Origin of the sequence: Trebonia kvetii, from assembly GCF_007827045.1 — a bacterium.
In the GTDB taxonomy this organism is placed as follows: Bacteria; Actinomycetota; Actinomycetes; order Streptosporangiales; family Streptosporangiaceae; genus Trebonia; species Trebonia kvetii.
In genome coordinates, this window is sequence record NZ_RPFW01000001.1 from 1,491,551 (window position 1) to 1,514,424 (window position 22,874).

The window sequence follows — 22,874 nt, forward strand, 5'->3', positions numbered from 1 at the left end:
GTCCTTGAGATTTGAGCGGGCAAGCAGGAGGTGCGCATGAGCGAGGCGCCGGGCGACGTGGTTCGGCAGCGCGGTTTGTGGTTCGAGGAGCTACGGACCGGCACCGTGTACAAGCACGCGCCGGGACGGACGATCGGCGAGGCGGACAACACGCTGTTCTCCACGCTGACCATGAACCCGCAGTCGCTGCACCTCGACGCGGCGTTCAGCGCGGACACCGAATTCGGCGAGCGGCTGGTGAACAGCCTGCTCACGATGTCGGTGCTGGTGGGACTCTCCGTGGGGCACCTGACCCAGGGCACGATCGTGGCGAACCTCGGCTTCAGCGACGCCCGGTTTCCCGTTCCGGTGAGGCACGGCGACACGATTTACGGCGAAACGGTCGTGACGGGCAAGCGCCTGTCGGCGAGCCGGCCGGGCCAGGGCATCGTGACGTTCGAGCACACCGCGCGCAACCAGCACGGCGAGGTGGTGGCCGTGGTCACCCGCACGACGCTGATGCTGTGCCAGCCAGACCACGGGGGCCAGCCAGACCACGGGGGCCAGCCAGACCACGGGGGCCAGCCAGACCACGGAGGCCAGCCAGATCATGCGGACGGACCGGGGGCCGCGCAGTGACGCCGGCCGCGCTGCCCGGGCCCGCGCTGCTCTTCTGCCCAGCCGACCGGCCCGACCGGTACGCGAAGGCGCTCGCCGCCGCCGACGGGGTCATCCTCGACCTCGAGGACGGCGTGGGACCCGACGGCAAGGACGCGGCGCGGGCCGCGCTCGCCGCCACGGACCTGGACCCCGCGCGGGTCATCGTCCGGGTCAACGCCACGGGGACCGCGGAGCACGCAGCCGACATGGCGGCCCTGCGGGGAACCGGGTACCGGCTGATCATGCTGCCCAAGTCCGAGTCGCGCGCGCAGCTGGACGGCCTCGGCGGCGACTGGCGGGTGACGGCGCTGTGCGAGACGCCGCTCGGCATCGTCAACGCCGCGGAGATCGCCGCCGCGCCGAACGTCATCGCGCTGATGTGGGGCGCCGAGGACCTGATCGCCGCGATGCACGGGCGGTCGAGCCGGCTGCCCGGCGGTCAGTACCGTGACGTCGCACTGCACGCCAGGTCCGCGGTGCTGCTCGCCGCCGCCGCCCGCGGGCGGCCAGCGATCGACGCCGTGTACGTGAACATTCCCGACCTGGACGGGCTCGCCGCCGAGGCGGAGGACGCGGCGGCCTCCGGGTTCGCGCTCAAGGCCTGCGTCCACCCGAGCCAGGTCCCCGTCGTCCGCCGCGCCTTCCGGGCCGACGAGGCGCAGGTCGCGTGGGCGCGCCGGGTCCTCGATGCGGCGGCTGCGGGCGGGGCGGGCGGGGAGGGCGCGGGCGGCGCCGTCAAGGTCGATGGCCAGATGATCGACGCGCCGCTGATCCGCCAGGCCGAGGCGATCCTGGCCTCACTTCGCTGACCCGGCCGAAGGCAACAGGTCGTTGCATTTTCAACTTTCTGAGGCCCACGACAACCGTTCTGACCAGCGAAATCTTTCGAAATAGAGGCTTTCGCAAATGCTCAATGCGGACTTTTACTTTATTAACGGAATATGTCGCTAATTTTTTACAGTTCGTTAACGGGATACTGGTATAAATTCGGAGCCGGTAGGCCAGCATGGCGGAACCGCACCCCCCGGATAGCGGAGATCAGGCATGAATCAGGCAGGCGGCCTGGGCACGGCCATCGAGGAAGCGGATCCCCCTGCGCCGGGCGCGGCGGGCAACCCGACCATCCCGAATCCGGCCCGCGTGTACGACGCGCTGCTCGGCGGCAAGGACAATTACGCCGCCGACCGGGCGGTCGCCGACAAACTCGCCGCCGCCAAGCCGTCCCTGCGGGCGAATGTCCGCGCCAACCGCGCCTACCTGGGCCGGGCCGTCAGGCACCTGGCAGCGGACGCCGGCATCCGCCAGTTCCTCGATCTCGGCACGGGACTTCCCTCTTTCGATAACACGCACGAGGTCGCGCAGCGGGTGGCACCGGAATCGCGGATCGTCTACGTGGACAACGACCCGATCGTGCTCGCGCACGCCAGGGCACTGCTCGTCGGCAGCAGGCAGGGCGCGACGGCCTTCCTGCACGCGGACATACGCGACCCGGACACGATCCTCGAGCAGGCCGCGCTAACCATCGACTTCAGCAAGCCGGTCGCGGTGATCCTGCTCGGGGTGCTCTACATGATCCCGGACGCCGACCTGCCCTATGCCAACGTCGCCGCGTACGTGGACGCGATCGTCCCCGGCAGCTATCTGGCGATCTCGCATCCGGCGAGCGACATAGACGCCGAGGCCGCCGCGGCGGCCGCGCGACAGTACGACCAGTCGCTGCCCACCACGCAGACCAACAGGAGCAGGGCACAGGTGACCCGGTTCTTCGACGGCCTCGAACTGCTCCCGCCTGGCGTCGTGCAGCTCAACCGGTGGCGTCCCGATCCGGGCGACGTGGACCCGGGCATCGAGATCTCCAGCTGGGCGGGCCTCGGCCGCAAGCGCTAGCGCCGCCGGGCGCTGCCCCGTCAGGCCGGCGGCTCCAGGGCATCGGCGGCGATGCGGCGCACCCGGGCAAGCTCCAGCTTTCCCGTCGGCGTGCGGGGCAGGGCCGGGAGCAGCACGATGGCCCTCGGCACCTTGTAGCCGGCCAGCCGGCCCCGGACCGCGGCCCGCAGTTCCTGTTCGGTCGGCGAACCGTTCTGCGTGGCGACGACCGCCACCACGCGCTCACCCCATGTGTCGTCGGGTATGCCGACGACCGACGCGTCCGTCACGCCCGGCTGGGCGAGCAGCACGTCCTCCACCTCCTGCGGGTGAACCTTCTCACCGCCGGTGTTGATCACGCCCGCACCGCGGCCGAGGAAGCGGATCGCGCCGTCCGCCTCTACCGTGGCGAGATCGCCAGGCATGGTGTACCTGACCTCGCCGACGACGCGGAACGTGGCGGACGTCTTCGCCGCGTCCTTGTAGTAACCGGACGGGATAGGCCCGCTGAAGGCGAGCGTGCCGACCTCGCCGCTGCCGGGAATCACCGGCGAGCCGTCGGCGGCGAGCACCCGCGTCGCCGCCGCCGGGTAGAACCGGGACGGCAGGTCGGCCACCGACGACGTGACGGCGAAGGCGAACGGGCCGCCCTCGCTCGAGGCGATCGCGTCGGTGATCGTGATCGCGGCTCGCTCGTGCAGTGCCCGCTTCAGCCGGTCGCTCAGCACGGTCCCCGAGCTGGTGATGGAGGTGAGCGAGCCGAGATCATGCGGCCGGCCGCCGGCTTCCGCGGCGAGCAGTTCGTCGACGAGCGGCTGGCAGACCGCGTTGCCCGCCACGAGCAGCGTCCGGACCCGCTGGGCTGCCACGGTCTCCCAGACGTGCCGCGGGTCGAGGCCGCCCGGCCGGGTCAGCACCGCCCGGCCCCCGATGGCGAGCGTGCCCATGATGTTGAACAGCCCCGTCGCGTGCATCAGCGGCACCACGGAGAGCACCACAGGCGACTCCCCCGCGGCCGCGGCGTCGCGGGCGACCGCCACCAGTTCGTCAAGCGTGGCAGGCGGCGCGGCGATGCCAAGGCGGCCGAACAGGCCCGCCGACATCGAGCCGAGCAGGTCCGACATGCGCCAGATCACGCCCTTCGGCTTGCCGGTGGTGCCGCCGGTGTACATGAAGAGCTGGTCGGAGCCGGGGCGGGGCCGCGGTGGCCGCGGCGCGGTCGTGGCGTAGATGCCGGACAGCTCGGGGGCGTCACGGACTACCGGGGGCAGCCCGGACGACTCGGGAACCGGGCCCACACGGACGAGGAGGCGCAGCGACGGAAGGGTTTGCCCGGCATGGGCAACGTTCGCCGCCAGGTCGCCGCTGAACAGCAGCGCGGCGGCGTCGGCGTCCGCCAGCAGCGCCGTCAGCTCGTCCCTCGTGTAGCGGTAGTTGGCGTTGACAGGGACGGCGCCGATCTTGACCGCGGCGAAGACGGCCTCCAGGTAGGCGGCGCTGTTGTAGAGGTAGCAGGCGACCTTGTCGCCCGGGCCGACTCCTGCCGACTCAAGTGCGGCGGCGAGGCGGGCGGCGCGGTCGTCGAACTCGGCGAAGGTGTAGTCCCTGCCTGGTTCGGAGATCGCCACGGCGTCCGGCAGGCCAGCGGCGATCGCCTCCCAGATCGTGCCGAAGGAGACGTCCACCGATCAGGCCTCCCTGTCTGATGTGCCCGCGGGCGCGGGCTTGCCCGCACCTGCCGTAAAGCCTGCCAGGAGTTGACTGGCATGTCGATCGCTCGCGGGCGCTACCCTCATGTGGCATGGACGCCGAGGAACCGGAACGAGCGACGGTCATGTCGTTGCCGGAATGGCTGGTGCTCGCCATCATCGGCCAGCAGCCTGCGCACGGCTTCGCGGTCGCGCAGCGCACCGCGCCGGCGGGTGACCTCGGGCGCATCTGGCAGATACCGAAGGCGGTCGTCTACCGCGCGATCGGCAGGCTGCTCGACGCCGGGCTCATCGTCCCCGAGGGCACCGAGCCCGGTCTCGGCCCGCAGCGCACCGTCTATACCGTCACGGCCGATGGCCGCCAGGCCGCGGACCGCTGGCTGCACTCGCCCGTCGAGCACGTCAGGCAGATCCGCTCGGAACTGCTGCTCAAGCTGGCACTGCTCGACAGGGCGGGCGAGAATCCGGCCGGCCTGCTCGCCGCGCAGCGCGCGGTACTCGAGCCGATCGCCCAGGCGATCGAGGCGCGCTGCGCGGTCAGCACCGGCTTCGATTCGACCCTGCTCGCCTGGCGCCGCGCGACCGCGGTCGCCGCCCTCGACTTCCTCGACGCGGTAACCCCCGCCGAGTCCCGGTCGCTGTAGCGGGACACACTTCCCGTCTCCCGCCAGGCTCACCCCAACGACCACTTTGCTTAGCCGGCGTCCACAATTTCCGTCTTCGCTTAATCGGCGACCACTTTCACGCCCGATTTGCGGCAAATGTCCCACGGCCGGCTAAGCAAACACGGCCGGTCTAAGCAAAGGGGAACATAGCTTGGTGCCGGGCCGAGCCGGACGGGGGCGGATGTCGCGGCCGGGCTGCTAGCGGCGTTCCGCCAGGGCGAAGAAACGGTGCGGGGCGTCGTCGTAACGGTCAGGGCCCAGCCGGAGTTCGCCGTCGCGTTGCGCAGCGGGCGCTCGGCGAGCGGTTCCGTTGGGGAGAGTTCGCGGCCGTGCCTGGCGGCGCTGACCTGACTGGCCTCGGTCCCGGGGGGTTGGGAGTTCATCCCTTCTGGGGTGGAGTGTTCGTGCGGGTGGCGGCCCTCGGCGGCCACCCGCACGGGTGACGATAGGCTCGCGCTAGGTACCCGGCTGCTTCGGCGTTCTGTGCTTAGCCGCCCGACCCGGAGGTACCGGCACCAGGGATCGCTCGACGTTACGGATGGAGAAAGCATGGCTGCCAAGGGCACTGCTGAATGGAAGGGTGACCTCCCGAGCGGGAGCGGCACCTTCACCGCCGGCGACACGATCAGCGGCGGATACACGTTCAAGTCCCGGTTCGAGGACGGCCCGGGCTCCAACCCGGAACAGCTCATCGCCGCCGCGCACGCGGCGTGCTTCTCGATGGCCCTGTCGAACTCCCTCGCGCAGGCGGGGAGCCCGCCTGAGTCGGTGCAGACCGACGCCACCGTGACGCTCAGGTTCGTCGACGGCGCGCCCACGATCACCAAGATCGCGCTGGTCACCACGGGCCGGGTGCCCGGCATCGACCAGGCCGCGTTCACCGAGCACGCCCAGACCGCCAAGGCCGGCTGTATCGTGAGCCGCGCGCTCGCCGCCGTCCCGGAGATCACCCTCGAAGCCACGCTCTTGTAGCCCGGGGGGACGACCCCCGGTATCCCCCGAGGTCCTCGTGCGGCGGCCCGATGGCAAAGAGGCGCCATCGTATCGGGCCGCCGCACTGCGGCAAGCGCTGCGGGGATCTCGGTCACGCCCTTGACACCGACTCCTCCAAAGGATGGCCATGGAGTTCGCGAAGCTTGTTGACGGAAACCAGCTGCCTATGCTCGGACTTGGCGTGTGGCAGGTCCCCGACGGCCGGGCCTGCGTCGATGCGGTGCGCACGGCGCTCGAACTCGGCTACAGGCACATCGACACCGCGCAGGCCTACGGCAACGAGGCCAGCGTGGGCAAGGCGCTACGGGACAGCGGAGTGCCACGGGACGAGGTGTTCGTCACCACCAAGTTCTATGCAGGCCGCAAGGACCCGGTCGCCGAGGCGGAGCAGAGCCTGCGCAAGCTCGGCGTCGACCAGGTGGACCTGTACCTGATCCACTGGCCGCAGGGCGGCCCGGCCTGGGCATGGCCGGGCATGGAGCGGGCGCGGGAGCGCGGGCTCGCCAGGTCCATCGGCGTGTCCAATTTCGGCGCGGACGACCTGGAGCAAGTGATCGCGGCGGGCAGCGTCACGCCCGCCGTCAACCAGATCAACTTCAGCGCGGTCGAGTACCGGCGCGGGCTGCTCGACGCCTGCCTGCGGCACGACATCGTGCTTGAGGCCTACAGCCCGCTCGGCACCGGCCGCCACCTGGGCAACGCGCGGGTGGCCGAGATCGCGGAACGCGCGGGTCGCACCCCGGCACAGGTGCTGCTGCGCTGGTGCCTGCAGCACGGCGTCCCTGTCATTCCCAAGTCGACGCACCGGGAGCGGATCGAGGAGAACGCCCAGATCTTCGACTTCACCTTGTCCGGGGAGGACATGGCCGCCCTCGACGCGCTCGACAAGACGCACGGCACCGACCGCGCCCTGGAAAGCACCTGGTGGTAGCCGGTCCTTCCGATTGCCCGCGACCGCCGTCGCAATGTTGATATTTGTCCATACCGTTACGAAGGTGGCGTCGGTGGCCTAGTCTCAGCGCCTGTAGGCGGTGATGACATGAACTGGACGCGGACCCGATGGGCCAGGTTCCTGCTGCCCGGGGTTATCGCCGTTGGCCTGCTGGCCGGCGGCAGCTTCTACCTGACTCGCGGGGCCCTCTCCTCCGGGCCGGCGGCCGGGCAGGTGGCCGGACGCACGGAGAGCACGGCGGACGGCTGCGGGACGGCGGGTGCCGGTTCCTGCGCAGGGAGCCAGTCCGCGATCGCTATCGCCGCCTCGCCTGTCGTGGTGACGATTTCGCCGCACGTGGCAGCGAGCCACGCGCACCGGGCCAAGTCCTCGTCATCGGCATCCGCGTCGCCGTCCGCATCGGCGCCGGCGACCTCGCCGTCGGTGCAGTCGACCCAGTCCGCTACCGGGACACCCGCCGCGCAGCCGTCCGCCTCCGCGTCCACGTCGGCCCCGGCCGTCACCACCAAGGACAGCGCCGCCGCCGGACAGGTGCTCGCGCTGATCAACCAGGCCCGTGCGTCGGCGGGGCTGCCCGCGCTGACCATCACCTCGGGCCTCGAGACCAGTTCGTCCGCGCATAACATAACGATGGCCGGCGGCTGCGGGCTGTCCCACCAGTGTCCAGGCGAGCCGGCGCTCGGCGACCGGGAGACCGCCGCCGGGGTCCACTGGACCGCCGCCGGGGAGAACATCGGCGAGGGCGGCCCGGTGGCTGACACTTCCGCTGCCATCGCGCAAATGGCGGTCGGCCTCACGCAGTCCATGCTCGACGAGAAGCCGCCCAACGACGGGCACCGGCAGAACATCCTGAGCAGCACGTTCACCCACATCGGTATCGCGGTCTACCGCGACGGCTCGGGCACTGTCTGGCTCACCCAGGACTTCTCTAACTAGACCGCGTCGAAGGTCTCCGTGGAGCTCAGACCGCGGGGGCGGGACTGCTCGGCGACGCGATCGCGCTGGCCGGCGACGCGTCACGCGTCATCACCATCGCCGATCCGAGCGCACCCGAGCACGGCGTGCGGTTCACCGGCCAGGACCCGGCCGACCGCGCACCCGAGGCGCTGCCCGAGCTGGCCGGGCTGCTGGCCAGTGGCGAGGTGACACTGCCGGTGTGGCGCAGCTACCCCCTGCAGGAGGCCGCCACGGCGCACGCCGACCTGGAGGCCGGCCGCAACCGCGGAAAGATCATCCTGCTCCCCTGACACGCGGGGACCATGGGGGCCCTGCGCGGCTGCGCAGGGCCGCGCAGGGTCGCGAGGTCACGCGGGATTGTGGGGCCAGCGGAGTAGCGGTCGTCTCGGGACGCAGTGTTCAGAGCGCGATGAGCAGCATGAAGGCCATCGTGACGCCCATCGCGATCCGGCAGCCGACGGTGACCGCGGGCGAAAGCAGGAACGCGGCGGCGCCTCCCGTCCGGGGGGCGCCGTCGCGACCGCACCCATCCACGGCGCCGACTGTGCCTCCGCTAGAAGCGGCTCCTGCCTGGTCAGCGTGCCGCGCGTCGTAGGTCCTTGCGGCAGCCCGAGCACCGGTCTCCGACGCGGCGACCTGTCCCACCCCGACCTGTCCCACCCCGACCTGGGCTGCCCCGACCGGCGCTACCCCGGCAAGCGACACGCGCAAGCCGGCGTCGTGCCGGCCGGTGCTGTAGCGGCGGCCGGATAGCTGATCCAGGTCCCAGACGGCGTAGCCGACGAGGATGAACGCGAACACGAAGGCGAGCGTGGGAAGGCTCAGCGTCATCGCGGCCGAGCCCGCCCCGGCGGACATGCCGCCCATGCCCTCGCCGGTGCCGGTCCTGGCGGGGGGCGCCGTGGCGGCGAGGAACATGTAAAGCATCGAGACGCTGTGCACCAGGTGCGGCGCGCAGTGCGCGCCGGCCAGGGCACCGCGGCCGTTCGTTCTGGCCTCGCGCGCGACCCGGCTGGCGAACCAGACGGCAAGCAGGCTGAAGACGGCCTCCCAGGCCGTGTCGGGCAGCGTGCCGAGGCGTGGCGTGAGCATGCCGGCCATCGCGATCGCCATCAGCAGGTGCGCCACGTCGGTATCGGCCACGAACGCGCCGCACCGCCATGGCCGCGCCAGCACGATCCGGGCCGCGCTGACCGCCGCGACCACGAGCATCAGAGCGGCGAGCGCGTCAAGAATCCAGGCGGGCGTCATCGGGCCGCGCTCCCTTCAGCGACGGCGGATGGATCGGGCCCGGCCAGGAATGACGGCCCGGCGATGCCGGGCGTCCCGGCATCGGCGGGCGTGCCGGCATCGGCGGCCGTGTCGGCATCACGGGCTGGGGCGGCGGGCCAGTAGGTCAGGGCGAGCAGTGCGAGCAGCGGGCCGGACTCCGGGTCGGTGGCGCCGGCGGCGAGCAGGCCGCCGAGCGCCTGGAAAAAGAGCCAGGTCGTGGCGGCGAGCACGATCGCGAGTACCAGCGTCGCCCGGGCGGCACGCACGGGCAGGAAGACACCAGCGGCGATTAGCAAGAAGGCCGCGGCGAGCACAATCGAGACGGCAAGGCCCTGACCGGCGACGAGCGATGCGGCGCCGCGCATGAGGCCGGCCAGCCAGCCCGGCTCACCGCTCTCCATGCCGGCGATCAGCGCGCTCGCCGCCTGCGGCGCCCGGTTCTCCGGTGTCAGCACGAAGTACGCCTGACTTAGCCAGAACACGACCCACAGCACCCTCGCCGCACGCAGCCCGACCGCCCGCGCCGCGGTGAACGGCGCCGCGAAGGGCCAGTCGGCGGGCCAGAGCAGCATCGCGATCAGCGCGTAGATGAGCACCGCTCCCGGCCCGCTGTCGCGCGGGTCGGCCGCGCCGCTCAGCACCCCGCCAAGCCCCTCGCCTAGCCACCACACGGCGAGCGCCCAGGCGACAGAGGCGGCGAGTGCGAGCCGCACCGTCGGACGGAACGCGATGCCGAGGCCGAGCAGCAGCTGGATCGCGGCGAAGACCGTGTTGAGCAGCACCAGGTGATGCCCGACGAAGGTGGCGTCCCAGATGATCGGCCGGGCGATCACCGCCGGGTTGCCCACCGCGCCCTCCGCGAGCATCCGGGGGAACGCCTGAGTGAACATGGCCGGCTGGTACTGCAGCACGCCGTCGAGCAGCCACAGGCCGGCGAGTGCCAGCTGGAGAGCGCGCCGCGCGTCGATCCGGACCGCGGGGGTCCGCGTCTCCTCATCCGGCCGGATCCGCCACGCAGGATGACGGTCGACCGCGGCAGCCTCACTCATGGGCCCATCCTCGCCGATTCCAGCGCCGCGTGGCCATCGGCACACCGGTGCCAGCCGGCCCGGGGCCGGGCCGGTTTTTCCGGGTATCGCACGCTAACGACGGAAATGCCCTTTCCCGCGCCTGGCAACCGGCCAATTCGGTCACTCGAGTAATCAGACGGGCTGCACGCGGGTTTCTCAGCGGTGAGCTTAGAGGCGGATGGGCCCGCCCGTCTTATGCAGGACGTAGAGGCCGATGAGGATGAAAACCGCCGGCAGGATCCAGTGACCGTAGCGGGCGACGGCCGCGGTCACCGCGCCGTGCCGCGCGAGCAGACCGCCCGCCAGGCACCAGGCGGCGACGCCGGCCGCGAAGACCGCCAGCGTGACGGTGATCTGGCCCCACCCGGCGGTGGCGAAGAACGGGGTATAGGCGGCCAGGTTGTCGGCGCCGTTGGCGATGGTGAGGCCGGCCACGCCCAGTGCGCCGCCGGCCGAGGGCTGCTCGGGTCGCTCACCGCGGCGCAGCGCCCTGTTCGCGCCGATCAGGCTGACGACGCCGAGTCCGATCGGGATGAGCGCCAGCAGCCACAGCCACTGCTCGGGGATGTGCGCGAGGCCGCGGCCCGCCGCGAGGGACACGCCGGTCACGGACGCGAGCCCGAGGTACTGCCCGGCCCAGATCTCCCACCGCCTTGGCCTGCCGCCACTCAGCGACGCCGCGCTGAGCAGAGAGAGAATCACCAGGTCATCGACGTTCGTGCCGGCGAACAGGGCCACCGCCGTGCCGACCTGCGCGGGGAGCGAGCTCACCGGCCGCGCCCGCTGAGTGGCTGCGTCACCGGTCGCGCCATGCTCCCTCGTTCCCGTGCTTTCAACGTCAGAAAGCGCTGCCGCCCGTCGCCAGGCGCATCAGGTCGCTGTCCACGTCGATGTCGAGTTCCCGGCCGCCGTCCGAGCCGAGTTCGTGCTGGTAACTCTGCCACGTCTCGTCGCGAAGCTGACGCGCGAAGCCCGACTCCATCAGCAGCACAAGCTCGAAGGCGGCGCGGTCGATCCGCTTGTTGAGCGCCGCATCGCCCCATTCCTCCGGCGCGGCGAACAGCGACGTCGGCACGGGCAGCGTGCGCAGGTAGGCGAACAGCGACCGCATCTGGTCATCGACCACCAGAGCGTGCCGCGACGTGCCCGCCGTGGCGGCGAGCACCGTCGGCTTGCCGATCAGCAGGTCGTTGTCGAGCACGTGGAAAAACGAGGTGAACAGCCCGCTGGCGCCCGCCTTGTAGACGGGGGCGGCGGCGATGAGGCCGTCGGCCGCGCCGAGCGCGTCCACCGCCTGCTGCAGCCGCGGCGTGACCAGCTGGCTGGTCAGCGCGGTCGTGATGTCACTGGCGAGCTCGCGCAGGTCGATCACCCTGGTGCGCACCGCGGAGCCGCGCTCCGCGGCCACCGCGGCGACGCGCTGCGCCGTCCGGTCGGCCAGCATCCTGGTCGATGACGGGTCTGACGTGCCCGCACTGACCACGACAAGGTTGAACGTCTCGCTCATTGTGCTTCCTTCACTGATATTCAAGATCCTTATTCCGAACGGGTTCCGGCCTTCGCCAGCCGCGCGCACAGCTCCTCGAGCTGGCGTAGTTCCGCCGGGGTGAGCTCCGCGAGCATCGCCTGCGCCACCGAGCGGCCGTGCCGGCGGCCGATCCTGCGCTGCACCTCGCTGCCCTGCCCGGTCAGCGCCAGGCGGACGCCGCGGCCGTCGCTCGGGTCGGTGGTCCGGCTGACCAGGCCGCGGTCCGCCAGCCGGTCGACCATCCGGGACAGAGCCGGCTGGCTGAGCAGCACGTGCCTGTTGAGCTCGGTGAGACGGACCGGCTCCGGGCACTTGGACAGCGTGTAGAGGACGTCGTACTCCTTGACCGACAGGTCCTCCCACACGTCCTGGGCGCCGAAGCGCCGCATCAGCGACGCGTGGGCGGACAGCAGCGCCTCCCACGCGTCGTTGGCGGGGTGCGCAACTTGCGTCTCCCGGGAGGTGCGGCCAGGGGGGATGGGGGGCAGGTGCCCCCCACGCCGGGAAGCAGTCGCCCCCCCGGGAGAAATCTGCGTGACTGTCATCGCGGCCGCCTTAGAACACCGACGGGTATTCGGCCTGGAACTTGTCCTCGGTGTCCTGGTACGGGGAGGCGCCGGTCACGTTGTCGCCGCGGTTCGCGTTCGGGCGCGGCTGGCGCGGCGGCAGGTCACCGTACTTGGCCTTGATCAGCGACTCGTGGGTCGGCGCCGCCGGGGTCTCCGGGTCCTGCCTGGCCGCGATCTCCTTGCGCAGCACCGGGATAACCTCCCCGCCGAGCAGCTCGAGCTGGTTGAGCACGGTCTTCAGCGGCAGGCCCGAGTGGTCCATCAGGAAGAGCTGGCGCTGGTAGTCGCCGAAGTGCTCGCGGAAGGTCAGCGTCTTGTCGATGACCTCCTGCGGCGAGCCGACGGACAGCGGCGTCATCTCCATGAAGTCCTCCATGGACGGGCCGTGGCCGTAGACGGGCGCCTCGTTGAAGTACGGGCGGAACTCCTTCTTGGCCTCCTGGGAGTTCTTCGCCAGGTATGCCTGGCCGCCGAGGCCGACGATGGCCTCCTTCTCCGTGCCGTGGCCGTAGTGCGCGAACCGCTTCCGGTAGAAGCTGATCAGCCGCATGTAGTGCTCCTTCGGCCAGAAGATGTTGTTGGCGAAGAAGCCGTCACCGTAGTACGCGGCCTGCTCGGCGATTTCCGGCGTGCGGATCGAGCCGTGCCAGACGAACGGCGGCACGTCGTCGAGCGGGCGCGGGACCGAGGTGAAGCCCTGCAGCGGACCGCGGAACTTGCCCTTCCAGTCCACCACGTCCTCGCGCCACAGCCGGTGCAGCAGGTTGTAATTCTCCAGCGCGAGCGGCAGGCTCTCCCGGATGTCCTGGCCGAACCACGGGTACACCGGCGCGGTGTTGCCCCGGCCGAGCATCAGGTCCATCCGGCCCTTGGACAGGTGCTGCAGCATCGCGTACTCCTCGGCGATGCGCACCGGGTCGTTGGTGGTGATCAGCGTCGTTGACGTGGTGACGACCAGCCGCTTGGTGGTCGCCGCGATGTAGGCGAGCAGCGCGGTGGGCGCGCTGGAGAAGAACGGCGGGTTGTGGTGCTCGCCGATGGCGAACACGTCCATGCCGACTTCCTCGGTCTTCTGCGCGATCTTTACGACCGCGTCGATCCGCTCCGCCTCACTCGGCGTGTGGTCATTGGTCGGGTCGCGCGTGATGTCGCTGACCGAGAAGATTCCGAACTGCATGTCTAAGCCTCCCTGGCATCCGCAGCGGTGGCCCTAGCGTCACTCAGTTGTATGCGTTTGCATGGATCTCTAACACAACCGCCGTCCAGGTATTCCCCGCGGGCGCTAGGAGCGGGACGCGATGCGCTCGCGGCCTGCCCGTTCGTAGGCCTCCTCGCTGAGGCCGATGTGCTGCCTGGCGGCGAGCACGTCACGCAGCAGGCGCTGCATAAGCCCCGACAGCGCGAGGAAACGGCCGCCGCCGTACCTGAACAGGCTGCTGATCACTTCCGCGCAGGTCTCGGCGGCGAACACCGAGGCGACGGTCAGGTCGGTGTGCATGTGCGGCGGCACCTCGCCGGCCAGGGCGGCCGCCCAGGTCGCCCGCGTCAGGCAGCCAGTCGCCGGCCGTTCCCGTGCCCCCGTTGCCGACCATGACCGCCCAGGCGGTCGCGGTATCGGTCAGCGCGAACTCCTCGAGCACGTCGCAGAAGTCCAGCGGGTCGAGCGGCGTGCCGCCAAGCTCGGCGGGCGTCTTGAGCCAGAACGCGCCCAGGTCGCGCAGCGTTTCCATGGTGTCCGCTGGCAGGTTCCGCTCCGCCTCGGCCCGGTCGCCCGCGGCGGTGAACTCCGCCCGCCTGGCCCGGATGGCGGCGATCAGTTCCGCGCTGGCTCTCCCGCTATCGGAGGCTGTCCCGGTGTCGCTGGCCATCGCACGTGCTAGCCGCGGATGTGCGTGACGGTGCCGAAGGCGCGCTGGCGGTAGAGCAGCGGCTCGAAGGAGTGCGTGTCGGCGTGCACGACAAGGCCGATGATGATCACGTGGTCGCCCGCGGTGATCTGCTGGTCGGCGTGGCAGACCAGCCACTGGCCCTTGCCGGCCAGCCGGGGCGCGTCGTGGTCCATGTACCAGGCCACGCCGTCGAACTTGTCGTCGCCCTTCCTGGCGAACGTCGTCGCGAGCGACGCCTGGCCGGACGCGAGGACATTGACGCCGAACCGGCCGGACTCGGTGATGATCTTGAGCAGCGACGAAGTCTGATCGAGGGAGACCAGGATCATCGGCGGGTCGAGCGACAGCGAGGTGAAGGCGCTCACCGTCGTCCCGTGCGGCTTGCGGTCGATGTGCGAGGTCACCACGGTCACCGGGGTGGGCACCCGGGCGAGCGTGTCGCGGAAGACGGTGGCGTCGACACGGTCGTAGCCGGGGCCGGTCGGCCGGGACCGCCCGTCCCCCTCCCCTGCGGTGCTGCCGTCCTCCATCACGTCTCCATCCCGCGAACCGCACGTGATTCGACGATAACCGCCGCCCGCTACCGCGGGCTACCGCGGCAGGCCCATACCGGCCTGTGGCCGCCCACAATGGACAGCGCCTCGATGCAAGAGAGACGATCGCGATCATGATCAGCGGTACTCTGCGATCCCGGTCATGATGCGAGGGCTTGAAGGTAAGGCTGCCGTCGTGACCGGAGGCGGGGGCGGACTTGGGGCCGCCTCGGCGCTCCGGCTGTCGCGGGAGGGCTGCCGGGTCGCCGTCGTGGACATCGACGGAGATGCGGCACGGAAGGTAGCGGACTCGCTGCCCGGCGAGGCAGTCGCCATCACGGCCGATGTCGCGCTCGAGGAAGACGTCGAGCGGTATCTGGACGAAGCCACGAACTCGTTCGGAATGATCAATTTTCATCACCTGAACGCGGGGATTCCCGGCTCGGCCGGCGGATTCCCAGATCTTTCCGCCGCGGAATTCGACCGGGTCATGGCGGTGAACGTGCGCGGTATCTTCCTCGGGCTGCGCGGCGCGTTCCGCCGCTGCCGCGCCGCCGAGGCGGCCGGCAGCGTGGTGCTCACCGCGTCGATCGCGTCCCTGCGCGGCAGCGCCGACCTGATCGCCTACCAGACGTCCAAGCGCGCCGTGCTCGGCCTGCTGCACGGCGCGGCGATGTACGGCGGGCCGCTTGGCATCCGGGTCAACGCGGTGGCGCCGGGCATCGTGCCGACCGCGCTGTTCACCTCCGCGGGTCGTGCGGACATGGTGCGGCGGGCCGCGACCGCGCCGCTGCGCCGGGCCGGGACGCCGGACGAGATCGCCTCGGTCGTCGCGTTCCTGCTGTCCGACGAGGCCGCCTACATGACGGGCGAGACGGTGTCGGTCGACGGCGGGTCGTCCGTGGTGTCCACGGTGCGGGACTCGGGCGGCGCGGGCGCGTGGGACTTCGGTGCGCTTGACGAGCGGACCTACCTGCGGCGAGAGGAGCAGGGGTGAGCGGGAACACCGCCGGGCGGAGCGTGGGGTTTGTCGGGCTCGGCAACATGGGCGGCCGGATGACCCGGCGCCTCGTCGCCGCCGGGGTGAGCGTCACCGGGTATGACCTGCGTCCCGGGCAGGCGGAGTCGGTGGGCGCGGCGGCCGCCGCGGCGCTCGGCGAGGTATGCGACGGGACGTCGGCCGTGCTGCTTTCACTGCCGGACAGCAGAGCAGTCGAGGCGGTGGTGCTCGGCGACCGGCCGTCTTCCGACGGGCTGCTCGACTTCGCGCGGCCCGGCCAGGTGCTCATCGACCTGTCCACGTCCGCGCCGTCCTCCACCCGGCGACTGCACGACCTAGCCGCCGAGCGCGGAGTCGGGTACCTGGACGCGGGAATCTCCGGCGGCGCGGCGGCGGCGGAGAAGGGCACGCTGACGATCATGGCCGGCGGCTCATCGGCCGTGCTCGACTCGGTGCGCTGGGTGTTCGAGCCGATCGCCGCGAAGCTCGTGTTCATGGGCGCGAGCGGTGCCGGGCACTCGGTGAAGCTGCTCAACAACTTCCTGAACGCGGTGACCCTCGCCGCGACCGCCGAGGTGATGGTCGCCGCGCGGGCCGCGGGCCTCGACCTGGCCGCGGTGCTCGACGTGATCAACTCCTCCAGCGGCGTGAGCTTCGCGTCTCTGAACAGGTTCCCGCACATCATCAGGGGCGACTACCTGGAGGGTGGGCTCACGAGCAACCTGATGACCAAAGACGTGGTCGCCTACGTCGACCATGTCAGGGAACTCGGTGTCCCCTGCCTGAACGCGGCGGGCCCCCTCGCCTCGTTCGGCGCGGCGGCCAACCTAGGCTACGGGGAGCAGATAAGCAATCGCGTCGTCGACGCGATCGGCGACCTGGCCGGCGGCATCCGGCTCTCTGACGCCACTGGATCATCGGAAAGGGCGGACGCCTCATGACGACGGCAACCGGGAAGGTCGTGGGGTTCATCGGCCTAGGCAACATGGGCATCCCGATGACCACGCGCCTAGTCGCCGCGGGCTACCAGGTACGGGGGTTCGACTCATCGCCCGCCGCCATGGCCAACTTCACCGCGATCGCCCCCACCGAATCCGGTGGCGCGGCGGTCCCTGTCGACTCGCTCGGCTCGGCCGGCGAAGGCGCGGACGCGGTCATCGTGATGCTGCCCGACTCCGACATAGTCGAACGCGTCATCCTCGGCCGCCTAGCCAGCGAGCCCCCGTCCGCTCCCGGCGGCCTGCTAGCCACCCTGCCCCCAGGCACCACCCTCATCGACATGTCATCCTCCGACCCGGCCCGCACCAAGATCCTCGCGCGACTGACCGCCCAGACCGGCGTCACCCTGATCGACGCGCCGGTCTCCGGCGGCGTCGCCGGCGCCAAGGCCGGAACCCTCGCCGTCATGGTCGGCGGCTCCGCCGAGTCATTCGAGCGTTTCAAGCCCATGCTCTCCGCCATCGGCAAGCGCGTCGTGCACGCCGGCGATGTCGGCGCCGGCCACGCCGTCAAGGCCCTGAACAACCTGATGTCCGCCGCCAACCTGCTCATCTCCTGCGAGGCCCTGACAGCCGGCCAGCGCTTCGGCCTGGACCCCGCCGTCATGCTGGAAATCATCAACGGCTCAAGCGGCCGCTCCGCCAACACAGAAAACAAGTGGCCCAACTACATCCTCACCGGCACGTACGACGACGGCTTCGCCCTGCGCCTCATGGTCAAGGACATCAAGCTGGCCCTGGCCATAGAACACGCCACCGGAGTCCCCGCGACCGCCAGCGAGGCAGTAGCAACCGCCTGGGAGTCCGCCCTAGCCGACCTCCCCCCCGGCGCCGACCACACAGCCATAGCCCGCTGGCTCTCCACCCGCCCTGAGCAGTAAGAAGCCAGCCAGCCAGGCAGCCTGGTTTTGACTTTTGGTTTACCGGCCATCGAAGAGGCGCGGGACGCCGGGGATTAGCCGCCGGCCTTCCGAAGGAGCGCCGGCGGTAATCCCCGGTGTCCCAAGCCTGTCCCCCAGCTCTTGACCTGAGGCCTTTGACTTGAAGCTTTTGACTTGAGTCTTTGACTTACCGGAACCAACCCCCAAGTCGAAGATCGTTGCCGTCCACAGACAGCCGCCGGACGCCTTGACGCGGCACACGCCGGGAAACGATTCTGGCCTCACGCGTGCAACGGAGGAGGCAGCGTGGCAGACGCCGCACCGACCGAGGAGTTCGTCGAGCTAACCGGAGGGAGGGTGCACCTGCTGCGCGCCGGCACGGGAGAACCGGTGCTGTTCTTGCACGCGGCAGGCGGAGCCGGAGTCTGGCATCCATTTCATCAAGGCATAGCGGACGCCGGGTTCGAGGTGCTAGCCCCCGACCATCCCGGCTTCGGCAAGTCCGATGAGTTCCCCGAGACCGAGGCGATCGACGATCTTGTCTACCACTACCTCGACGTCATGGACGCGCTAGGCCTGGCACGCCCGCACGTCGTCGGCGCGTCGTTCGGCGGGTGGATCGCGGCGGAGCTCGCCGTGCACTCGCCGCACCGGATCGGGTCGCTGACCCTGCTGTCCGCGGCGGGGCTGCGGATACCGGAGCACCCGGTGACCGACATTTTCCTGCTGCCGCCCGCCAAGCTGATTGCGACGCTCTATCACGATCCGCCGGTCGCGCCGCTCACCGCGTCGCCCGACGCACCGCCCGACCTGGACGCGGTGATCGCGGCCTACCGCGAGGCGACCTCGCTTGCCCGGTTCTCCTGGGTGCCGTACCTATCCAACCCGAAGCTGGAACGCCGGCTTGGCAGGATCACCGCGCCCACTTTGGTCGTGGCGCCGTCGGACGACCGGCTGATCCCCGTCGAGCACGCCAGGCGGTACGTGGCGCGAATCCCCGGCGCAGCGTACGCCGAGGTACCCGACTGCGGCCACGCGATGTACTTCGAGCGGCCGGCCGAGTTCGCGGCCGAGGTCACTCGCCATCTCAGCGAGCACAGCCTGAGCGCCCATCCCCTTGCCGCGGCCGAGAGCGGAGCGAGCCGGTGAAGTTCAGCTTCTTCCACCTCATGCCCTACCCCTACCTGCCGGACGACTTCGACACCGCCTATGACTCGACGGCGCTGACGTACCCGAACGCGAACTTCGATCCCGCGCTCGGGTCCGCGCTGTACGCGCGGTACCTGGACGAGCTCGAGTACGCGGACCAGCTCGGCTTCGACGGGATCGCGGTCAACGAGCATCACCAGTCGGCCTACGGGCTGATGCCGTCGCCCAACCTGATGGCCGCCGCGCTCACCAGGCGCACCTCGCGGGCGCGGATCATGGTGCTCGGCAACGCGATCGGCATCCGCGGCAATCCGCTGCGGGTCGCCGAGGAGATCGCGATGCTCGACCTGATGTCCGGCGGGCGGGTCGATTCCGGCTTCGTCCGCGGCATCGGCTGGGAGTACTTCGGGCACTCGATCAACCCCACCAAGTCACGGTCGCGGTTCAACGAGGCGCACGACCTGATCATCAAGGCGTGGACGTCGCCCGAGCTGTTCTCCTGGTACGGGGAGAACTACGAGTACCGGTACGTGAACCTCTGGCCGCGGCCGCTGCAGCAGCCGCACCCGGCCATCTACATCCCTGGCGCCGGGTCGACGGAGACGATGAAGTTCTGCGCCGAGCGCAAGTACACCTACATGTCGGTGTACGCGCCGACCCGGATCGTGCGGCGCTGGTTCGACGGGTACCGGCAGGCGGCGGCCGATCTCGGCTACGTGCCAGACCCGGAACGGATCGCGTTCTCCGTGCCCATCTACGTCGCCGACACCGACGAGAAGGCGCATGCGGAAGCGCGGCCGGTCGTCGAGTGGCTTTACCACAAGGGGCTGAAGCAGACTCCCGAGATGGTGACACCGCCCGGCTACATGTCACCGGGATCGCTGCGCGGCGTGCTCGCCTCCGGCCTGCGCGGATTCGGCGTGTCAACGTACGAGGACCTGCTCGCCTCGGGACAGGCGGTCGTGGGCTCGCCCGCCTCGGTCGCCGAGCGGCTCGGCGATCTCTACGCGGAACTTGGCGGTTTCGGTCAGCTTATCGGGCTGTTCGCGATCGGCCCGAGCACGCATGAACAGGTCAGGCGGAGCGCCGAACTGTTCGCAACCGAGGTGATGCCAGTGCTCCGTCCTCTTGGTGTTAGGGCGGATGTCCCGCAGGAGGCCGGTGCATGAGCGCGCTGCGCGATGAGCTGATCGCCGGGATCCGGGCGAGCAGGGAGCGGTTCGAGTCCGCGGGCGACCGTGCCGAGGAGCTTCGCACGCTGCCGCATGACGCGGTCGGGACCCTGCGGTCGCTCGGGCTGTTCTGGCTGAAGACCCCGGCGGAGCTGGGCGGGACGCCCCTGCCGCCCGTCGAGTTCTGCGACGTGATCGAGGAACTCGCCTACGTCGACACCTCGACGGCGTGGGCGGCGATGATCGGGGCTGGCTGCAACGGGCTCACCGGCGGCTGGCTGCCCGAGGCGGGCGCGCGGCGGATCTTCGGCGGCGCCGACGGCGACAGCGCGCCTGGCGTCGCTGGCGCGGCGCGGCCGGTGGTCGCAGGCCAGCTGGCACCGCGCGGCGTCGGGCATCCGGTAGCCGGCGGCTACCTGGTTACCGGACGGTGGGGCTTCTCCAGCGGGATCGTGCACGCCGACTGGCTGATCGGTGCGTTTCGGCCAGGCAGCTCAGCGGCGGGTGACGGTGACGGCGAGGATGGCGCCGCGGGCACCGGGTTCGGGCGGATGGTCGTCTTCCTCGTCCCCAAGGCTCAGGCGGAGGTCATCGACAACTGGCATGTGGCGGGGCTGCAGGGGACGGGGAGCCTCGACTTCTCGGTGGACGGGATCTTCGTGCCAGCAGAGTTCACTTACGACCTCGGCAGTCCGGCGGTACGCGGCGGTGACCTGTTCCGCCTTGGCATGCCGGCCTTCGTCTCCAACGAGGTGCCGCCGCTGGCGATCGGCCTCGCGCGCCGCGCGCTTGACGACATGACCGACCTCGCTACCCACACGGCCCGCTTCCCCGGAGGCCCCACCGTCAGCGAGCGAGCCGTCTTCCACAAGGAGCTCGGCCGCGCGGAGACCAGGATCCGGGCGGCAAAGGCGGTCCACCGCGAGGCGATGGCCGCGGCTTGGGATGCCGCCGTCGCCGGCGCGGTTCCCGGTGAGGAGCTGCAGCTCGCGGTCACGACCGCCTCGGTCTACGCGGTCGAGACCTGCGCCGAGGTGGTTACGGACCTATTCAGGTACGGGGGCGGACGCGTGCTTGCGCTCGCCAACCCGATGCAGCGCCACCTGCGCAACGTGCTCGCCGCGCGCCAGCACCTAGCGCTGTCCGAGGAGAACTACGAGATCGCGGGCCGCTACCTGCTGCAGTCCGCCAAGGCTCGCCGCGGCTGAGCGGCGAGCCCTGGCGATGACGAGTCACTTGACGATGGTGAGGGTCTTCTTCGCGGCTGCCGAGCCGGCGTAGTCCGTGCTGCCTGGGTACGCCGCGGTCAGGGTGTAGGTGCCTGCTGGGAGTTTCCTGGCGGTGAGGGTGCAGGTGCCCTTGCCTGACTTGAGGGTGATGACGCAGACGGCGGTCCTGCCCGCCTTGACGGTGACCTTGCCTGCCGGGGTTGCCCGCGTACTTCGGTGTGACGGTGACCGAGAGCCTCTCCGACTGCTCGTGCCCGTAGGTGAAATGGGTCTCGTCCACGACGAGCGCCTTTTCCTGGCCATGGAGAATGTTGCCGCCATCACCGCCCGCGACGCAGTCGCCGGGCGAGGCGCACGACACGGAAAGGACCTGGGCATTGTCACCGGCATTCAGGGTGGCGGTACCTGGCACTTCCCGCGCGTCCTTCCAGGTGCCGCCGGTCTCGTCCGCGACGAACGCCTGCCGGTCAACGGTGTAGCGGCCCCCGACGCTCGCTGCGTAATACCCGCCGACGGTGCAATCGCCCACCGCGGTGCACGACATGGAGTTGACCGTCGCATCGCCGCCCACGTTGAGCGCGGCTGAGCCGGGCACCTCAGTGGCATTACCCAAGTTCCGTTGGTCTCAGCCGGAACCGTTGGGGATAACTCCTTCGCGGTGCGACGGACCTGCACCGACGCGGCGAGCGTGTCCAGCGCATCGGACGTCATCTGGATGTCCATGCAGGCGTCGGTGACCGACTGGCCGTAGGTCAGCGTCGCCGGGTCGCCGGGCTTCTGGTTGCCCGCCACCAGGAAGGACTCGAGCATTACGCCGGCGATGCCGTGCTGGCCGCCGGCCAGCTGCCCCGCGAGCGACTCGGCGACGCCAAGCTGCTTCGTGTGGTCCTTGCCGCTGTTGCCGTGGCTGGCGTCGATCATGATGCGCCGGGGCAGCCCGGCCGCCGAGATCAGGTCGAGCGCCTTGGTCACGTGCGAGGAGGAGTAGTTGGGGCCGGTGCGGCCGCCCCGCAGGATCACGTGCGTGTCGGCGTTGCCCGTCGTCGTCACCACGGCGGCCGCGCCGGCGCGGGTGACACCGAAGAACGTGTGGCTGGCCGCCGAGGCGCGGCACGCGTCAACCGCAACCTGCACGTCGCCATCGGTACCGTTCTTGAAGCCCACCGGCATCGACAGGCCGGAGGCGAGCTGGCGGTGCACCTGGCTCTCGGTGGTGCGGGCGCCGATCGCGCCCCAGGTCACGGTGTCGGCGATGTACTGCGGCGTGATCGGGTCAAGCCATTCGCACCCGACTGGCATCCCGGAGCCGACGATATCGAGGAGCAGGTGGCGCGCGGTCCGCAGGCCGCGGTGCACGTCGAAGGAGCCGTCCATGGCCGGGTCGTTAATGAGGCCCTTCCAGCCAGTCACGGTGCGCGGCTTCTCGAAGTAGACCCGCATCACGATCAGTAGGTCGTCGGAGTGCCGTTCGCGCAGCTCCGCAAGGCGCCCGGCGTAATCGAGCGCGGCCTTCGGATCATGGACCGAGCACGGTCCGGTGACAACGAGCAACCGGTCGTCGGTGCCGTCAAGCACTGCACGAACCTCGGTTCTCGTTCGTTCAACCGTCTCCTGCTCCGCATCGGTGAGCGGCAGCTCATCATGCAGGGCAGCAGGGGACAACAACGGCTCGTAGCCGGCAATCCTGGTATCGCTGACGCGTGGCATCGGGGCTTTTTCTCCTCCCGGGCGCGCCGTGCCCGGGGCCTTCCGCGAGCCAGCTACGCCCATTGATTGGGACGAGGCAAGCGGCCCCGCCCTCGG

At 70.4% G+C, this 22,874-nt stretch carries 24 protein-coding genes and 2 pseudogenes; 14 read left to right on the forward strand and 12 right to left on the reverse strand.

Annotation, left to right across the window (positions count from 1 at the left end; all coding sequences use genetic code 11):
- Nucleotides 1-36: 36 nt before the first annotated feature.
- The 3 genes from EAS64_RS06785 to EAS64_RS06795 all read left to right on the forward strand — a co-directional run bounded on the left by EAS64_RS06785 (nucleotide 37) and on the right by EAS64_RS06795 (nucleotide 2,526).
- A complete protein-coding gene (locus EAS64_RS06785) occupies nucleotides 37-618 on the forward strand; it encodes a MaoC family dehydratase (RefSeq protein WP_145851778.1) in 582 nt (193 codons plus the stop codon).
- The gene (locus tag EAS64_RS06790) at nucleotides 615-1,448 is read left to right on the forward strand and encodes an HpcH/HpaI aldolase/citrate lyase family protein (protein WP_145851779.1); all 834 of its coding nucleotides are present in this window, start codon (nucleotides 615-617) and stop codon (nucleotides 1,446-1,448) included. Before EAS64_RS06785 ends, EAS64_RS06790 begins: the two co-directional genes overlap by 4 nt.
- Before the next feature lie 235 nt (nucleotides 1,449-1,683).
- Nucleotides 1,684-2,526 carry an SAM-dependent methyltransferase gene (locus EAS64_RS06795; RefSeq protein WP_145851780.1) on the forward strand — a complete coding sequence of 281 codons (843 nt, stop codon included), beginning with the start codon at nucleotides 1,684-1,686 and terminating at the stop codon, nucleotides 2,524-2,526.
- A gap of 20 nt (nucleotides 2,527-2,546) precedes the next feature.
- Here EAS64_RS06795 and EAS64_RS06800 read toward each other — a convergent pair whose 3' ends face one another.
- Complete coding sequence (locus EAS64_RS06800) at nucleotides 2,547-4,190, reverse strand: AMP-binding protein (protein ID WP_145851781.1); 1,644 nt, start codon at nucleotides 4,188-4,190, stop codon at nucleotides 2,547-2,549.
- Nucleotides 4,191-4,306: 116 nt separating this feature from the next.
- On the opposite strand from EAS64_RS06800, the gene EAS64_RS06805 reads away from it, so the two are divergent.
- From EAS64_RS06805 to EAS64_RS06825, 5 genes are all read left to right on the forward strand, one after another.
- Nucleotides 4,307-4,858 (forward strand): PadR family transcriptional regulator, encoded by a 552-nt coding sequence (locus EAS64_RS06805; protein WP_145851782.1) that lies wholly within the window; start codon nucleotides 4,307-4,309, stop codon nucleotides 4,856-4,858.
- A gap of 570 nt (nucleotides 4,859-5,428) precedes the next feature.
- Nucleotides 5,429-5,851, forward strand: a complete 423-nt coding sequence (locus EAS64_RS06810) for an OsmC family protein (RefSeq protein ID WP_145851783.1) — start codon at nucleotides 5,429-5,431, stop codon at nucleotides 5,849-5,851.
- A gap of 148 nt (nucleotides 5,852-5,999) precedes the next feature.
- Nucleotides 6,000-6,803 carry an aldo/keto reductase gene (locus tag EAS64_RS06815; RefSeq protein ID WP_222849053.1) on the forward strand — a complete coding sequence of 268 codons (804 nt, stop codon included), beginning with the start codon at nucleotides 6,000-6,002 and terminating at the stop codon, nucleotides 6,801-6,803.
- A gap of 108 nt (nucleotides 6,804-6,911) precedes the next feature.
- Nucleotides 6,912-7,760, forward strand: coding sequence for a CAP domain-containing protein (locus EAS64_RS06820; protein ID WP_145851785.1), 849 nt, complete (start codon nucleotides 6,912-6,914; stop codon nucleotides 7,758-7,760).
- A 125-nt stretch (nucleotides 7,761-7,885) separates the two neighbouring features.
- Entirely contained in the window at nucleotides 7,886-8,071 is a 186-nt protein-coding gene (locus EAS64_RS06825) for a zinc-binding dehydrogenase (RefSeq protein WP_222849054.1), read from the forward strand.
- Between the two features lie 109 nt (nucleotides 8,072-8,180).
- Here EAS64_RS06825 and EAS64_RS06830 read toward each other — a convergent pair whose 3' ends face one another.
- The 9 genes and pseudogenes from EAS64_RS06830 to EAS64_RS06870 all read right to left on the reverse strand — a co-directional run bounded on the left by EAS64_RS06830 (nucleotide 8,181) and on the right by EAS64_RS06870 (nucleotide 14,639).
- Nucleotides 8,181-9,032, reverse strand: coding sequence for a DUF5134 domain-containing protein (locus EAS64_RS06830; RefSeq protein WP_145851787.1), 852 nt, complete (start codon nucleotides 9,030-9,032; stop codon nucleotides 8,181-8,183).
- Nucleotides 9,029-10,102, reverse strand: a complete 1,074-nt coding sequence (locus tag EAS64_RS06835; RefSeq protein ID WP_145851788.1) for a hypothetical protein — start codon at nucleotides 10,100-10,102, stop codon at nucleotides 9,029-9,031. The genes EAS64_RS06830 and EAS64_RS06835 overlap by 4 nt, the downstream gene beginning before the upstream one ends.
- 189 nt (nucleotides 10,103-10,291) lie before the next feature.
- Nucleotides 10,292-10,894, reverse strand: coding sequence for a cadmium resistance transporter (locus EAS64_RS06840; protein ID WP_145851789.1), 603 nt, complete (start codon nucleotides 10,892-10,894; stop codon nucleotides 10,292-10,294).
- Nucleotides 10,895-10,961: 67 nt separating this feature from the next.
- The gene (locus EAS64_RS06845) at nucleotides 10,962-11,630 is read right to left on the reverse strand and encodes a CE1759 family FMN reductase (RefSeq protein WP_145851790.1); all 669 of its coding nucleotides are present in this window, start codon (nucleotides 11,628-11,630) and stop codon (nucleotides 10,962-10,964) included.
- Between the two features lie 29 nt (nucleotides 11,631-11,659).
- Nucleotides 11,660-12,196, reverse strand: coding sequence for a MarR family winged helix-turn-helix transcriptional regulator (locus tag EAS64_RS06850; RefSeq protein ID WP_145851791.1), 537 nt, complete (start codon nucleotides 12,194-12,196; stop codon nucleotides 11,660-11,662).
- Between the two features lie 10 nt (nucleotides 12,197-12,206).
- A complete protein-coding gene (locus EAS64_RS06855) occupies nucleotides 12,207-13,397 on the reverse strand; it encodes an LLM class flavin-dependent oxidoreductase (protein ID WP_145851792.1) in 1,191 nt (396 codons plus the stop codon).
- A gap of 105 nt (nucleotides 13,398-13,502) precedes the next feature.
- On the reverse strand, nucleotides 13,503-13,835 hold the full coding sequence (locus tag EAS64_RS06860) for an acyl-CoA dehydrogenase family protein (protein WP_145851793.1): 333 nt from the start codon (nucleotides 13,833-13,835) through the stop codon (nucleotides 13,503-13,505).
- Between the two features lie 22 nt (nucleotides 13,836-13,857).
- A pseudogene (locus tag EAS64_RS47340) lies at nucleotides 13,858-14,088 on the reverse strand (hypothetical protein); the annotation flags it as partial.
- Nucleotides 14,089-14,096: 8 nt separating this feature from the next.
- Nucleotides 14,097-14,639 carry a flavin reductase family protein gene (locus tag EAS64_RS06870; protein WP_145851795.1) on the reverse strand — a complete coding sequence of 181 codons (543 nt, stop codon included), beginning with the start codon at nucleotides 14,637-14,639 and terminating at the stop codon, nucleotides 14,097-14,099.
- A 199-nt stretch (nucleotides 14,640-14,838) separates the two neighbouring features.
- On the opposite strand from EAS64_RS06870, the gene EAS64_RS06875 reads away from it, so the two are divergent.
- The 6 genes from EAS64_RS06875 (at nucleotide 14,839) to EAS64_RS06900 (ending at nucleotide 21,050) form a co-directional block, all read left to right on the forward strand.
- Nucleotides 14,839-15,639 (forward strand): SDR family NAD(P)-dependent oxidoreductase, encoded by an 801-nt coding sequence (locus EAS64_RS06875; RefSeq protein WP_222849055.1) that lies wholly within the window; start codon nucleotides 14,839-14,841, stop codon nucleotides 15,637-15,639.
- Entirely contained in the window at nucleotides 15,636-16,583 is a 948-nt protein-coding gene (locus tag EAS64_RS06880; RefSeq protein ID WP_222849056.1) for an NAD(P)-dependent oxidoreductase, read from the forward strand. Before EAS64_RS06875 ends, EAS64_RS06880 begins: the two co-directional genes overlap by 4 nt.
- Entirely contained in the window at nucleotides 16,580-17,521 is a 942-nt protein-coding gene (locus EAS64_RS06885) for an NAD(P)-dependent oxidoreductase (protein ID WP_145851796.1), read from the forward strand. Before EAS64_RS06880 ends, EAS64_RS06885 begins: the two co-directional genes overlap by 4 nt.
- A 306-nt stretch (nucleotides 17,522-17,827) precedes the next feature.
- Nucleotides 17,828-18,670, forward strand: coding sequence for an alpha/beta fold hydrolase (locus EAS64_RS06890; protein WP_145851797.1), 843 nt, complete (start codon nucleotides 17,828-17,830; stop codon nucleotides 18,668-18,670).
- Nucleotides 18,667-19,839 (forward strand): LLM class flavin-dependent oxidoreductase, encoded by a 1,173-nt coding sequence (locus EAS64_RS06895; protein WP_145851798.1) that lies wholly within the window; start codon nucleotides 18,667-18,669, stop codon nucleotides 19,837-19,839. Before EAS64_RS06890 ends, EAS64_RS06895 begins: the two co-directional genes overlap by 4 nt.
- Nucleotides 19,836-21,050 carry an acyl-CoA dehydrogenase family protein gene (locus EAS64_RS06900; RefSeq protein WP_145851799.1) on the forward strand — a complete coding sequence of 405 codons (1,215 nt, stop codon included), beginning with the start codon at nucleotides 19,836-19,838 and terminating at the stop codon, nucleotides 21,048-21,050. Before EAS64_RS06895 ends, EAS64_RS06900 begins: the two co-directional genes overlap by 4 nt.
- A gap of 24 nt (nucleotides 21,051-21,074) precedes the next feature.
- On the opposite strand, the gene EAS64_RS06905 is transcribed toward EAS64_RS06900, so the two are convergent.
- Nucleotides 21,075-21,392, reverse strand: coding sequence for an Ig-like domain-containing protein (locus EAS64_RS06905; protein ID WP_187365732.1), 318 nt, complete (start codon nucleotides 21,390-21,392; stop codon nucleotides 21,075-21,077).
- 333 nt (nucleotides 21,393-21,725) lie between these two features.
- A pseudogene (locus tag EAS64_RS06910) lies at nucleotides 21,726-22,778 on the reverse strand (3-deoxy-7-phosphoheptulonate synthase); the annotation flags it as partial.
- Between the last annotated feature and the right edge of the window lie 96 nt (nucleotides 22,779-22,874).